This window comes from Amphritea sp. 1_MG-2023, assembly GCF_030547545.1.
In the GTDB taxonomy this organism is placed as follows: domain Bacteria; phylum Pseudomonadota; class Gammaproteobacteria; order Pseudomonadales; family Balneatricaceae; genus Amphritea.
Genome location: NZ_JAUOQE010000016.1, coordinates 43,000 through 56,209, shown reverse-complemented (window position 1 = coordinate 56,209; position 13,210 = coordinate 43,000). Strand labels below are relative to the sequence as shown.

The following is a 13,210-nucleotide window of genomic DNA, read 5'->3' as shown; positions in this document are numbered from 1 at the left end:
CTAATTTTTATAATTATATTTCGTCAAATCAATATCTAATATTTCGTTCTGCAGGCAGGCAGAGAACACTTCGCTCACATCAAAACTGGGGTCTAAAGCCAACGCGGCAGCAAACGCTTTTTCCAATACACCGACATCCTGTAACGCTCGCATCAATGCCACTTCAGGGACTGACAGTAAACGCGCTTGCACCGCATCGTTGAGCCGCCAAAACATCACCGTATCAACCGCCGGCGCGCTATCCGCCTGAGACAACTCAGACAGGTTCATATGCCCTTCTGGCAACAACACCAATGGCTCGACATCCGGGCTATTGGTTTTAAAGCCAAGCCATTGATTTAAAGTACCAGCATTAACCCGCAGCAGGTCAACACTGGCACTCAAGGTTACCTGCGCTTGAGTAAAATCCTCACCATGCTCAACCAACCAAGTGATTTTTTCGGCGGTTAGGGTCTGCGTCGCATCGGCGCTCATCAAACTCGTTAACCAGGCATAATCCAAACGTGCCAAATCAACGAGACTCGCGGATAAGCGCATTGATTCTTGCTGTTCTAATACCTCTAATAAATCCCTTATAAAATAAGGAAAATATTCACCATAACCGACCAGTGTGCCGATCTCCGGTGGATAATGATCCACATAAAGACGGGCAAGCTGGTTAAAATACTCTCGCCCTAGGCTTTTTTCGCACACCGGAAAATTAGCGGCTAGTGCGTCAATACAGCCTTTATAAAAACCATTCCGGTAAACCGCTAATCGTTTTAGCTGCGTTGCATCAACGCAATAGTCATTCATCCCGCGTGTGTCGCCGGTACGCAGGTAGTCTGTAAAAGCATCAATATAAGGGCTAAATGCCATTACCGAATCTCCCCTAGAGAAACGTTAGCAGAGGCAGCTTCATGACGGCATTGTTCTAAGCAATCTTGTGCTTGCTGACGTTCATTCATTAATTCAGCAAACGGCGGTAGATTGGCGTCTCGTTCCACCAGCACAGGTTGGTGACCAAACAGTGTTAAGGCATACTGTAATAGCTCCCAGACCGCCAAATCGACGGGTGAGGCGTGGCTATCAATTAATAGCGCTTGGCCTAACTCTGGATCTGGGTCATGGCCGGCAATATGAATTTCACCTACCAACTCAACCGGAATCTGCGATAAATACTGTGCAGCATCAATACCGGTATTCTTGCTGCTGAGATACAAGTTATTGATATCGATTAATAATCCACAGCCGCTACGCCGTGCGGCTTCCACTAAAAACGCGGGTTCATCCATCTCACTGGTAAAATCCAAATAGTTACTCGGATTTTCAATTAAAATACGCCGCCCGATACCCGATTGAAAACGATCCACACCATCCACCAATGACTGCAAGGCATCTTGAGTACGAGGTAACGGCATTAAGTCAGCAAAATAGGTCCCGCCAGATCGTGACCAAACCGCATGCTCAGAGACGAGGACTGGCTGAAACTCATTGATTAACGCTTTCACTTGCTGAATATGCTCATGCATCGATTGATGATCATAGCCGAGTGAACCGCCGACCCCATGAAAACTAACATCGTAGTTGTCACGGATCGAGCGGAGCGCATTGAGTCGCGGGCCACCCGCGACAAAGTAGTTCTCGGTATGCACTTCAAACCACAACGACTCAACTGCGGGCAGAGTGTCTGCGCGTGGCAAGGCTAAAATATCATCCAAATGCTCAAGCTTTAAACCAAGGCCAGCTCCCAGCTGTGCCCCAGCAAGCCTTGATTGCTGGGGCGAGGAGACATTAGCCTTCAAGCGAACCTGTTCCATTAGGCGTGACGATGGATTCGCATGTACCTTTAGGGGCATAGGTCCATGCATTCGCTTGGAAATCTTGAGTCGACGTGCCTTCACAACTGGTGCCTGCACCGGCGGCGCAATCGTTCTCACCCGCTAGCGCAATGCCAAAGCATTTATCTTTACGGCCGCTAACTTTATCACCCGCTAACCAGCCATTAACCTTAGCCTGCACTTCAGCAGAAGCCGTTTCAGACACCTTCAATTGATTATTTGGCCCTGCAACAGAGCCCGTACTCAATAGCGCGGTCGATGCACCGATCAGTAATGCGGTCGCTAAACTTGTTTTTTTCATTTTGATGACTCCCAATTAAACCGATAATGTTGCGTTGGTCATTTCTACAGTTAATGTTTCAGTTAAAAAACGCCTTCAAGTACGGACTGACCCGCAGTGATTAATGCCTACCGCGCTAGCCATATTGACGCTATTGCCGTCCCGTGACTTGATGTTGAATACTTTAGAAGGTGACACTGAAATCAAACTGAAAGCGCGAACGCAAAGTCAGGCGTTGGCAAAGGAAGGTGCGAATAAGTCAATTACGCCTCTGGCTTACAGAGAAGCTGGAGATCAAGGCAACAGTTACAGGCATACTGGTTGTACGTCGAAAAATGTTAACGCTGAGATCCTGCTTCTCTGAAAGCCCCGAAGGGCGGATATTAGAATGATCATCTACTTTGTCAGCCAGCTTGAAAAGGTCCAGACATTTCGCTGCACTGGCTTTCGCGTATCTGGCCATTCTAATGTCCGCAGAGAATATAACGGACTTATTCGCACCTTCCCTAACCTTTGCTTGTCTATTTTCAAACCAGACGTTGGCATAAAAATCACATCAAATAATTATAGCATAGGTCGCACTCTGCACCCTCGTTGCCCCTTATTGAGGGCTTATATTATCATTTGCGCGACTAAACACAACGCGCCCCACCTTATCACTAAGATCGCGGCTCATACTCAAGCCCCTTCAGGTTAATAGCGTTAATTCTCCCCCTCATTAAAACGTATTCCACTGAAAGTGTTCTAAATCGTAATAACCTCTATCGTAAAATTTAAACCTGAAGCAAGTTCAATAAAATCATCATACTGAACAACGCGCTTCACCTTGGCTTTATTACTGCAACACTCTGTTTCATGGTTTGCGTCAAAGTGTTTCATATCCTTTATTTTTTTATACACCATCCTTTTTAAACGCCGTCACCATGGGCTTATCAGCAACTGGCATGAAAGCTGCGTTGATAAATATTCTATGTTAATAAACGATGGAGATTAATCATGAAAAAAATAAAAACAATCACTGCCTCACTGTTTTTATTATCGCTGCTCGGTCAATCCGCTCAAGCGGGTATTCCCGGTATGCGAGGCACTCAACACTTAGGGCTCACCGTGCCAAATATTGAACAAGCTATCACCTTTTTTACCGATATCATCGGTTGCGAATCGTTCTTTTCCATTGGCCCCTTCGGTCCCTTTGAGAATGACTGGATGACAGACAACCTCAATGTCGATAAAAAAGCCGTCATCAACACGGCACACATGATGCGTTGCGGCACGGGCCCGTCCCTAGAGATTTTTGAATACACCGCACCAGACCAAATACAGCAGCCACCGAAAAATAGTGATATTGGCGGGCACCATCTCGCCTTCTATGTCGATGATATGGCACCTGCAGTTCAGTTCTTGGAAGAAAATGGTATCGAGGTACTCGGCAAACCGAAAACCTTTACCGATACCGGCATGGCAGGCCTAACCTGGGTTTATTTTTTAGCGCCATGGGGCATGCAGATGGAAATTGTCAGCTATCCATTTGGCCAGGGGTATGAAAAAGAAACGGGACGCCGGATGTGGGACCCGCGTTACTAAAAGGCGCCGCCGCTAACATTTATCAACCTAATCATAGCATCACGCCCGTGGTGCTATCACAGATATCGATGCACTGATTCAACGGTACCGATTATGCAGACTCTCCTCACACTATTTCTGATTCTCACCAGTTCAATATTCAGCACTGTCGCATCTGCTCACTTCACCCACTTTGAACCCAGAATTATCTATCTCTACGAAGAAGGTCAAGATACGATCATTCTCATGCGTATGCCGTTGCCTCTAGTCCTGCTAGATGATAGTTGGAAAGGCATAGACAGCCAGCAAGATATCCCTTTCACTCAAAAAATAACCCTCGCCGACAACACCGATTACAGACTTAATCACGCCGAGATCAAAAGCAACTTAAAGGGATTAAAAGCACGTATTGCATCAGGGTACGCCATTACAAAAAATGGACAGGATCAACACTACACCATCGAGTCAGTGAACATCTTTAATTCAGATAGTCGCCAACCGTTCAGTCGTTTAGAAACAGCCCTGCGTAATTTTGACCACGACCTATCGATCAGCAACGATGCCTACACGCTCTTTGATGCCGGACTCGATATCAAGCTACGGCTAAGTGATACCTCATTGAACAATGACCGCCTGTCCATTACCAGCGATTTAGGGGATAAGTTCAACGCTATCAAACGCTTAGCAAATATCATAAACCTCTACCGCAATGATGAGATAAGCTCGGAAACAACGGTTGGTATTCTCGACTACACCACCACCCAGCAGCCCTCATTAATGACCAAATTCATCGTAGGCTTTAACGACGGCTTTAGTCATATTCTGATTGGCGCGGATCATGTGCTATTCATTCTATTGTTATTTTTCAGTGCGACGGGGCTTTTCCGGCTGTTGGCATTGGCCACAGCGTTCACAGCCGGCCATTCTGTCAGCCTACTCTTTGGTCATAACATCGCTACCACCTCGCCACTATTTACCCCCGGAATAGAGTTACTCATCGCCTTAACCATCGGTGCCACCGCCATACTATTGCTCTGCAAAAAAGCACAGCATATCAGTACCACACCTATTTTGATGATCGGTATCATCCATGGATTTGGCTTTTCGTTTGTCTTTAATGAACTGACACAGGCAGGCTCACAAAGCAGCTTTAGCCACTTATTATCCTTCAATGTGGGTATTGAAGCGGGACAACTATTTATCTATGGCCTAGCATTTGTGTTCACTGCCTTGATAAGAAAGTATCTCAGCATGGCTAGACCCCTCGATTATTACGTCTCACTTGTCGCTCTTGTGATATCAACCTATTGGGTTGTCACGCGATCGATTCCCCTGCTTGAAACAATGCCTATCTAAAACGTCCCCTCAGAAGCAGCACCGAGAAGTATTACAGCCATGGCAAAAACCGCCCTCTAACAGCCCCATTGCGGGAAGTCGTTCAGTTTACCCGTCATAAAACCAGTTATCTTCAACCGTGCGAGGGCGCGACATATCCATTGGCTTATCCTGCATCATCTTACCCGGCATTGGGACTAGAAAGATTATTCTACCTGCTAGCTGAATCGCTTCATTCAAGACATGGGTCACAAACAAAATGTCGACTTGCGCTCTACACAAAGAGGGGCCGCAGCGTCTCTAAGCTTTCAGCATCCAACAACATAAACCGTTAATCTCACAACCGCTGATCGGGCTGAGTCAGAAAACTCTGACGCTATGTTACATAGCTCTCGCAAGACGCTTCCGCTAGCAGGCAACGACGCTCCCCAAGTCAATACTCACTAACAGCGATTCAGTATTAAAGTGCCATATCCGTTGGCGACAGCCATGAGTCATCACCAACTAAAAAAATGCTTTCTTATAAAAATATTCTGAAGAGTAAAAAGAGGTAAGGCAGCGAATACAAGAGATCAGACAACGAAAGCCTCTGAGATGGCCATAGGTCAATATGGCATAGAAAACAGCATTGATTGACGACAGAACTCAGCCATCCGCTTAAAGATATTCGCGAATTCACCCCCTCATCGCTGATCGCTGATCGCTGATCGGTAAGCTTAAAACGAAAAAAAGACACGCCCGAAAGCGTGCCAAAGAGTTACACCGAGTGAAAACCTTGAAATTAAAGTGCTTTTTTCTTCATCTGATCCGCAATGTAATCGGCTTGACGAATCGCCAATGCCACAATAGTTAAGGTCGGATTTTCAGTACCACTAGAGGTAAACTGACTACCGTCAGAGACAAACAAATTTTTAATATCATGACTCTGTCCCCAACGATTAACCACGCCATCTCTAGCACGCTCACTCATTCGGTTGGTGCCCATATTATGGCTGGCGGGGTAAGACGGCAGTTTATTAACTTTGAGCGCACCGATAGAATCGAACAGCTCCTGAGAACGGGCATACGCATGGTCACGCATACGGGTATCGTTGATATGGTCCGTTTTATATATCACCGGTATCGGCAGTCCATATTGATCTTTTTCAGTTGGATGAAGGGTAATATTGTTGGACTCGACCGCCATATCTTCACCGCAAATCCAAAAACCAGCCATATTGTCGTAGTTAGCGAGTGAATCCGACACACCTCGACCCCAACCACTCTTACCGGGATTCAGAAAAGCCGACATAAAGGGCAAGCCAAGATGAAGAATCTCAAGTTCATAGCCACCTAAGTGGCCTCGGCTCGGATCATTGTCTTTCCACTCATGTACAATGCCAGGCACCACGGTGCTCTTATACATATGTACCGGCTTTTCAAATTCAGCATAAACACCACCCGCGGTATGAGTCATATAGTTCTGCCCCACCTGACCAGATGAGTTGGCCAAGCCATCGGGGAACATAGATGATGCAGAATTTAACAACATGCGCGGCGATTCAATTGAGTTACCTGCGACCGCAACCACCCGTGCTTTTTGTAGACGCTGATTGCCGTCTTTATCCGCATACAATACGCCGGTGACTTTGCCACTTTCATCATGCTCAATTTTAAGCACCATCGACTCAGGACGAACTTCCGTTTTACCGGTCGCTTCAGCCTTTGGAATTTCGGTGTACATGGTTGACCATTTAGCACCAATACGACAGCCTTGATGACAAAAACCATTGACCTGACAGGGCGGTCGCCCATCTCGAACTTCCGTATTGATCGCCAAGGTCGCTTGTTCACATTTAGCGCCCACCCGGCGGGCACCTTCGGCAACCACCTTATAGTGATTACTCTCGCCATGAAATGGCATACCGGTGGCTTCTGTACCACACACACCCATTTTTTGCTCGGCTTTATAGTAATAAGGCGCTAGCTCTTTCAGGGTGATAGGCCAGTCGAGTACATTTGCACCTGGCACTGTGCCGTTCGTCGTTTTCATCTTAAATTCGTGCGCTTGAAAACGCATCGCCACACCCGCCCAATGCATCGTGGCCCCACCCACACCTTTTACCAGCCAAGCGGGGAGGTTAGGAAAATCACTGGCAAGCCGTGCCGGCCCAACAAGATGGCGCTTATCCAACCAGGATATTTTGCTAAACATTTTCCATTCATCGTTTTCAAAATCACTTAGGTTGAAACGTTTACCCGCTTCAAGCACAACGGATCTGATACCCTTTTGCGCCAATTCATTTGCCAAGGTTCCACCACCCGCGCCAGAACCAATAATCACAACCAAACTAGCATCGTTTAAATCAAACTTAGTAGACATCGTTATTCCCCTCTTCAGATCCAATCAATATCGTTATAACCACGGTTGATATAACCGCCTTTTTCCCAAGCGGATCCGCCGTAGCCAAACAGAGGCCATAACTCGGGGTTATTGTAGATGCCCATCATCAGCGCACCTTTGATGTTCTGGAAGAAAAGAGCAGACTCAAGCTGTTTCAAGACAACAACTCGCTCCTGTTCAGATTTGATGTCGATATAATGCATACCAAACTGCTGCTGAGCAATTTGATCCAAAGACTTAGCACCGTCGGCTAATATCGCGAGTGCGTCATCATCCTTTGCGGCAGTTTCAATCATAGGAGTTAACACTTGAGTGTAATATTTATCCGCCAAGTTATCGTGGGGATAAATATCACGTGCCATTTTCAGCAATGACACATTTGCCTGGCTACCAATTTTATTAGCCGCATATGAGTTTTGCGCAAACAGTCCGACACCTAAAACCACTGCGGATGCAGCAACGGCACAGCGACTGGTTTTAGACAAAAAACGTCTCCGATTTAGGCAGACAGCATCATTGCCTTTATCGGCACTGATAGATTGCGGTAAATCTTTATTATTTTTATTCATTATAATCTCCAGGATTATCATTATTTTTAAAACTGAATTGAGACCAAACTCAACAGTCAAAAACACAGCGACCTAACGATATTTTTCGATATAACGATTGAGATATGAATCCAGCCCATCGAGTGACCTTAAAACAAATTGCTCACCGGATTGATTCATTATTTGCGCGAGTGAAATATGCTTATTGGCCACAATAAAAGGGTTCAATTGACACTTTTCATAAAATGCATTTGAGATCCCCCACATCGTCGGCAAGTCACCCTCACATAAAATAACCGCATGCATTAACAACGCCATATCACGACTATCCTCAAGCCCTAAAGGGTTGGTGATCTTTTTCCAACGCTGTGCAGTGCCCGCGATTTTTTGACCATCAATCACAACATTAAAATCACCATCACAGAACGCCCCTTCAATCGCAGAACAACCTCCTTGAATCCCATTTGTTGAAAGCCATCCTAGGATCCCATTACAGATAACCTGATAGCTTTCTTTGATACTCATCTGACCCTTTTGACACTTAATCGCCATTGTCAGATTTATAAAGCCTTCACTCTGTGGCGTCAGTTCGCCACCAGTACTGCGAATAACCACCGGCCAACCCTGTTCGGCACAATAGTCACTGGCGGCTTGAAAATTGGGCCGGTTCGTGGCGCTTCTAGGCACCACGAGCGCTTGCTGACTGCGCCACAGCGCATAACCGCAAGACACTTGCCCACTTAGCACCTGATCCAGTAACGTTTGCTCCAGTGCAAGCCCCTCATTAATATCAACCGGCGTATTGAGCTTTATCTTCGCAATCTGGCTGCGCCCCTTGAGCGCCAAACTATTCACCTTCTATCTCCCGACACAGGTCGCTCAGAAAATCCGCGGCGGGACCGCCATCAACGCCCCGGTGATCAAAGGTCAGTGATAGGCCCATTCGTCGTTTTGTGACGACTTGCCCCTCTTCAATAACCACTTCGTTGTAGGTTTCACCGATTCCTAAAATCGCCAGTTGTGGCAGATTGATAATCGGCGTGAAAAACCTCACTCGGCTGCGCCCAAGATTCGTCAAGGTAAAGGTCCCCCCTTTCATCTCAGACACACTCAATTGCCCCTCTTTTGCTCGGTTAAGCAACTCACGTCGAGCTAATGCTCTGGCCTCAATATCATGCTGATCCGCCGAGAACAACGCTGGCGCGAGCAACTTTCCACCGGGCAATCCAATGGCGTAGCACAGATCAATATTGCGATAAATTGAGATCTCATTATTCTCAATACGGCCGTTCAAAACCGGATGCTTGAGCAAAGCCTTAACAACGTAATCTGCCAATAAGTCTTCAACCGAAATATTCACACCTTGTTCGGCCATTTTTTCTTTGCGGTGCCACATATTGTCGACTGAGCAAACCGCGTGATGCGTTAATTGAGCCGCCTCATTAAGGCTGCGACACATATTGCTGGCAATCATGCCTCTCAAACCTTTGAGGGGGGTTACCTTGAGGATGTCTGAGGTTGTCATCGAACTCTCCTAATCAACTAACCAATGGTGGCGATGGTGTCACCTTTTTCGACAATCTCATCGACATCTTTGATAATTGTTAAAACACCTGACGCCGTTGCCTCCAGTTCATACTGAATTTTTTCAACCATCAATTCGGCAATCACATCTCCTTCGGACACATCACCACCATCACTGGCTAACCAAGAGGTCAGTACACCCTCAGCGTCTTCTTCCCACATATCTACGGGTACAATTACATCAGTCATTTTTAGTCTTCCTTCATCGTGTTATAAGCGGCAATAATCTTTTCTGGGCTAGGCAACGCCCACTGTTCCATCGGTCGAGCAAATGGGATTGGAATATCTGGATACGCCACTCGCTGAGGTGCGGCCTTCAACGGAACCCCTGCTTCAACGACACTGGCGATCACTTCGGCGGTCATGCCATAGCTGTGGTAATCCTCATCCACTACAATCAAACGGCCGGTCTTTTTCACCGATTCAATCACGGTGTCACGATCCAGTGGCGCCAGTGAACGTAGATCGATCACTTCCGCACTGACACCCTGCTCTTCAAGCGTACGTGCGGCTTTCAGCCCGTCATGAACACCCGAGGTGATGCCCACGATGGTGACATCCGTCCCCGGGCGAGTCACAACGGCTTTACCAAGCTCAACTTCATAAGCGTCTTCCGGCACATGCACGATGGCGTCTTTTTCAGTCCCCAGCCATCCCATTCCCTGCAAGGCTTTATGGAACATAAACACCACTGGATTCGGGTCCCGTATCGCCGCGATCATCATTCCTTTAGCATCGTAAGCATTCGATGGCGCCACCACCTTCATGCCAGGCAGATGGGCGAACGTGGCATGTACACATTGCGAATGCTGTCCGCCATCGGAATAACCTCCCCCCGTCGAAGTCATCAGCACCATAGGAACAGACACATTACCGCCCGAGAAATAGGTATTTTTGGCCATCATGTTGTAGATGGCATCGAAACAAACGCCAAAGAAATCAACAAACATCAATTCAACAACCGGCTTCATTCCATCGGAAGCAGCGCCGACCGCTGCACCAATAAACGCGGTTTCGGAAATCGGCGTATCGCGCACACGCTCATCACCAAACTCTTCGTGTAAGCCTCGGGTATTACCAAATACGCCACCGAGTGCACCAACGTCTTCACCCATCACAAACACTTTGTCATCGGTGCGCATCTCCTGAGCAATCGCTTCTGCCATTGCTCGGGCGATCGTCAACTTACGTTCTTTTTGTTTTACTTGTGTCATTTTTATCTCTCCTGAAAGCGGATCTAATTTGCCAGCACCGTTTAAATAAATACTTTGTCCATCGCGGTTTCTGGTGCGGCATAATCACTGTCACGGGCAAACTGAATAGCGTCATCAACAATGGCGTGCGCTTCCTCAATCAGTGCGGCATCGGTGGTATCATTCAGTAAATCTTGTTCTAGAAGTCGCTGCTTCATCGCAGGAATAGGATCAAGCTTTTGCAAGGCGTCCTTCTCTCCAGCCGGACGATAAGCTTCAGCGTCACCCATGAAGTGACCCGCTAAACGCGAGGTTTCAATTTCAATAAGCGTCGGCCCCTCACCCTGTCGAGCACGGGCAATGGCTTCGCCCACCACATCAAAGATGGCAACCGGGTCATTACCAGGAATAAACTCACCCGGCATACCGTAAGCAGCAGCCCGGTCGGAGTTACGCTCAATCGCGGTACTGCTTCGTTTAGGCACAGAGATACCCCAGGCATTATCTTCAATGATAAAAATCACGGGTAAGCGCCAAACAGCCGCCATATTCAGTGCCTCATGAAAAACCCCTTGATTGGCCGCTGCATCGCCGAGATAAGCCACAGCAACACCACTCTTCTTTTGCATCACACGGGATAACGCTGCCCCCACCGCAGGTCCAAGACTTTGGCCAATAATGCCGGAACACGAGAAATTAACGGCGCTATCAAAAATATGCATATGGCCGCCACGGCCACCGCTCAACCCGGTTTCCTTGCCAAAGATCTCCGCCGTCATCGCTTTTAAGTTAACGCCTTTGGCGATTGCCACATGATGGGGACGATGGGTATGAGTGACGATATCTTCCGCTGTCAGATGAGCACAGACACCCACCGCACACGGCTCTTGCCCATTAGACAGATGCATTTCTCCGGGAATCGGCCCATTGGCCATGTTGAACGCAGGTTTTTTACCTTCCATGTAAATAGTTTCAATCGCTTCTTCGAAGAAGCGACTAATAAGCATGTGCTTATACATCCATAGCAGCTGTTCCTGATTCGGTTTCATAGCGGACTCCAAGGTATCAGTTATTTTTTTATACCTAGGTAAAAGCAAGCCCCATACCAAAACAATAAGCCATTGATTTAAAACAATTTAAAGCTAAATATGAATCACGCCTGATCGTTTCTGCGACGTCAATAGATCAAGGTGTCGCAGCCGATGCGACACTCTGTTCCACCCTTAACACAACATCGATAAAACCGTTGTCTTGTGTGTCGCAACGCCGAAACCACTAATCACTCACCCACTGATTCAAAGGGTCAACCACTACCGGGCGCTTATTGACCAATATCATCCATTGCAGTGGATAAGTTTGTATCCCTTATAGGATTTTCAATACACTGAGCACTTCTTCGGTTAGGTGTGTCACAAGTGCCATGAATAAAAAGACTCAGCCAAGCGACATGAACGCCCAACAATCTTCCACCGTGGTGGGAGGTTGGTCTGTCGCCGTGGGGCGGGCGCTGGATGCCCTAGGGTATGATGGCGACCGTTTACTACAGGCGGCAGGCGTCGATTTATCCCGCCAGCGCGACACCGATATCCGTTTCTCCTCTGATAATACTCGGCAGTTATGGCGTTTGGCGCTGGCCGAAACTGGCCAAGAGGATATTGGGTTACGGGTCGCTGAGTATGTTTGCCCAACCACCTTCCATGCGCTGGGATTTTCACTCTGGGCCAGTAGCCACCTGCTCGATGCACTTCAACGCATGGTGCGTTTTGAAGTATTACTCAATGATGGTTGTTCTCTGTCGCTTAAGGCGTCAAACAGGCAAATCGTTGACTTCTACATGCAGGTAAAAAAATCCGCTCAACAACCTTTGGTCACCGATGAAGGTGTCGATTACTTTTTCGGCGCGGTAGTGAAAATGTTTCGCGATATGTCCGATCAGCACTTTTCGCCCCATGCGGTCAGTTTTACCCGCCCAACCCCGGCTAACCCCGACCGCTGGGAAACTTACTTCCAGTGCCCGGTACTGTTCGGTCAGCCTTGCAACGCTCTACAGCTCAGTGCCGAGCAACTGAATCACCCCCTCCCGGCAGGCAACCGTTTACTGGCAGAGCAAAATGACAAGTTAGTTGAAGAGTATCTCCAACGGTTACAAATGGCCGACCTTTCTGGCACCGTACGCAGTGCTCTGATTAATCTGATGCCCCTCGGGCTGACAACCTTAGATGCGGTTGCCAATGAACTAAAGATGTCTCCCCGAACCCTACAATATAAGCTGAGTCAAAACGGTACCCCGCTACAGGCGCTGCGAGATCAGATCCGTGAAGAGTTGGCCCGTCAGTATTTACAACATTCACGGCAGAATATTACTCAAATCGCTTACTCGCTGGGTTTTTCTGATCCGGCCCACCTTAACCGCGCCTTTAAACGCTGGACCGGCGAAACACCCACCGCCTTTCGTGCCCGTCATTTAGCGAATCCGACAACGTAATTTGTCATAGGAGCAACTC

At 47.6% G+C, this 13,210-nt stretch carries 13 protein-coding genes; 3 read left to right on the top strand and 10 right to left on the bottom strand.

All coding sequences use genetic code 11. From position 1 onward, the window contains the following. Genes Q4488_RS10240 through Q4488_RS10230 form a run of 3 tightly spaced genes read right to left on the bottom strand, consistent with a single transcriptional unit; the run spans position 1 to position 2,121 of the window. Entirely contained in the window at positions 1-858 is an 858-nt protein-coding gene (locus tag Q4488_RS10240; RefSeq protein WP_303580371.1) for a DNA-binding domain-containing protein, read from the bottom strand. Continuing rightward, a complete protein-coding gene (locus Q4488_RS10235; protein ID WP_303580370.1) occupies positions 858-1,799 on the bottom strand; it encodes a DUF692 domain-containing protein in 942 nt (313 codons plus the stop codon). Before Q4488_RS10235 ends, Q4488_RS10240 begins: the two co-directional genes overlap by 1 nt. Then, on the bottom strand, positions 1,774-2,121 hold the full coding sequence (locus Q4488_RS10230) for a DUF2282 domain-containing protein (RefSeq protein ID WP_303580369.1): 348 nt from the start codon (positions 2,119-2,121) through the stop codon (positions 1,774-1,776). The genes Q4488_RS10235 and Q4488_RS10230 overlap by 26 nt, the downstream gene beginning before the upstream one ends. Before the next feature lie 975 nt (positions 2,122-3,096). Here Q4488_RS10230 and Q4488_RS10225 point away from each other — a divergent pair. Together Q4488_RS10225 and Q4488_RS10220 are read left to right on the top strand one after the other, a co-directional pair. Further along, a complete protein-coding gene (locus Q4488_RS10225; protein WP_303580368.1) occupies positions 3,097-3,684 on the top strand; it encodes a VOC family protein in 588 nt (195 codons plus the stop codon). A 93-nt stretch (positions 3,685-3,777) separates the two neighbouring features. Continuing rightward, positions 3,778-5,019: a HupE/UreJ family protein gene (locus Q4488_RS10220; RefSeq protein WP_303580367.1), complete on the top strand. Its 1,242-nt coding sequence runs from the start codon at positions 3,778-3,780 to the stop codon at positions 5,017-5,019. A gap of 760 nt (positions 5,020-5,779) precedes the next feature. Here Q4488_RS10220 and Q4488_RS10215 read toward each other — a convergent pair. Genes Q4488_RS10215 through Q4488_RS10185 form a run of 7 tightly spaced genes read right to left on the bottom strand, consistent with a single transcriptional unit; the run spans position 5,780 to position 11,755 of the window. Beyond that, positions 5,780-7,360, bottom strand: coding sequence for a GMC family oxidoreductase (locus Q4488_RS10215; RefSeq protein WP_303580366.1), 1,581 nt, complete (start codon positions 7,358-7,360; stop codon positions 5,780-5,782). Between the two features lie 14 nt (positions 7,361-7,374). After that, complete coding sequence (locus Q4488_RS10210; RefSeq protein ID WP_303580365.1) at positions 7,375-8,010, bottom strand: gluconate 2-dehydrogenase subunit 3 family protein; 636 nt, start codon at positions 8,008-8,010, stop codon at positions 7,375-7,377. Between the two features lie 12 nt (positions 8,011-8,022). Further along, positions 8,023-8,784 carry a lipoate--protein ligase family protein gene (locus Q4488_RS10205; RefSeq protein WP_303580364.1) on the bottom strand — a complete coding sequence of 254 codons (762 nt, stop codon included), beginning with the start codon at positions 8,782-8,784 and terminating at the stop codon, positions 8,023-8,025. Further along, positions 8,777-9,454, bottom strand: a complete 678-nt coding sequence (locus tag Q4488_RS10200) for a 2-oxo acid dehydrogenase subunit E2 (protein WP_303580363.1) — start codon at positions 9,452-9,454, stop codon at positions 8,777-8,779. Before Q4488_RS10200 ends, Q4488_RS10205 begins: the two co-directional genes overlap by 8 nt. 17 nt (positions 9,455-9,471) lie before the next feature. Then, positions 9,472-9,702, bottom strand: a complete 231-nt coding sequence (locus tag Q4488_RS10195) for a lipoyl domain-containing protein (RefSeq protein ID WP_303580362.1) — start codon at positions 9,700-9,702, stop codon at positions 9,472-9,474. 2 nt (positions 9,703-9,704) lie between these two features. Further along, a complete protein-coding gene (locus tag Q4488_RS10190) occupies positions 9,705-10,727 on the bottom strand; it encodes an alpha-ketoacid dehydrogenase subunit beta (RefSeq protein ID WP_303580361.1) in 1,023 nt (340 codons plus the stop codon). Between the two features lie 41 nt (positions 10,728-10,768). Further along, positions 10,769-11,755 (bottom strand): thiamine pyrophosphate-dependent dehydrogenase E1 component subunit alpha, encoded by a 987-nt coding sequence (locus tag Q4488_RS10185; RefSeq protein ID WP_303580360.1) that lies wholly within the window; start codon positions 11,753-11,755, stop codon positions 10,769-10,771. A gap of 371 nt (positions 11,756-12,126) precedes the next feature. On the opposite strand from Q4488_RS10185, the gene Q4488_RS10180 reads away from it, so the two are divergent. Further along, complete coding sequence (locus Q4488_RS10180) at positions 12,127-13,191, top strand: AraC family transcriptional regulator (protein ID WP_303580359.1); 1,065 nt, start codon at positions 12,127-12,129, stop codon at positions 13,189-13,191. The last annotated feature ends 19 nt before the right edge of the window (positions 13,192-13,210 follow it).

Bases quoted from the DNA above. Each gene is read 5' to 3' on its own strand.
- Q4488_RS10240 (WP_303580371.1), bottom strand. From the start codon at position 858: ATGGCATTTAGCCCTTATATTGATGCTTTTACAGACTACCTGCGTACC.
- Q4488_RS10235 (WP_303580370.1), bottom strand. From the start codon at position 1,799: ATGGAACAGGTTCGCTTGAAGGCTAATGTCTCCTCGCCCCAGCAATCA.
- Q4488_RS10230 (WP_303580369.1), bottom strand. From the start codon at position 2,121: ATGAAAAAAACAAGTTTAGCGACCGCATTACTGATCGGTGCATCGACC.
- Q4488_RS10225 (WP_303580368.1), top strand. From the start codon at position 3,097: ATGAAAAAAATAAAAACAATCACTGCCTCACTGTTTTTATTATCGCTG.
- Q4488_RS10220 (WP_303580367.1), top strand. From the start codon at position 3,778: ATGCAGACTCTCCTCACACTATTTCTGATTCTCACCAGTTCAATATTC.
- Q4488_RS10215 (WP_303580366.1), bottom strand. From the start codon at position 7,360: ATGTCTACTAAGTTTGATTTAAACGATGCTAGTTTGGTTGTGATTATT.
- Q4488_RS10200 (WP_303580363.1), bottom strand. From the start codon at position 9,454: ATGACAACCTCAGACATCCTCAAGGTAACCCCCCTCAAAGGTTTGAGA.
- Q4488_RS10195 (WP_303580362.1), bottom strand. From the start codon at position 9,702: ATGACTGATGTAATTGTACCCGTAGATATGTGGGAAGAAGACGCTGAG.
- Q4488_RS10190 (WP_303580361.1), bottom strand. From the start codon at position 10,727: ATGACACAAGTAAAACAAAAAGAACGTAAGTTGACGATCGCCCGAGCA.
- Q4488_RS10185 (WP_303580360.1), bottom strand. From the start codon at position 11,755: ATGAAACCGAATCAGGAACAGCTGCTATGGATGTATAAGCACATGCTT.
- Q4488_RS10180 (WP_303580359.1), top strand. From the start codon at position 12,127: ATGAATAAAAAGACTCAGCCAAGCGACATGAACGCCCAACAATCTTCC.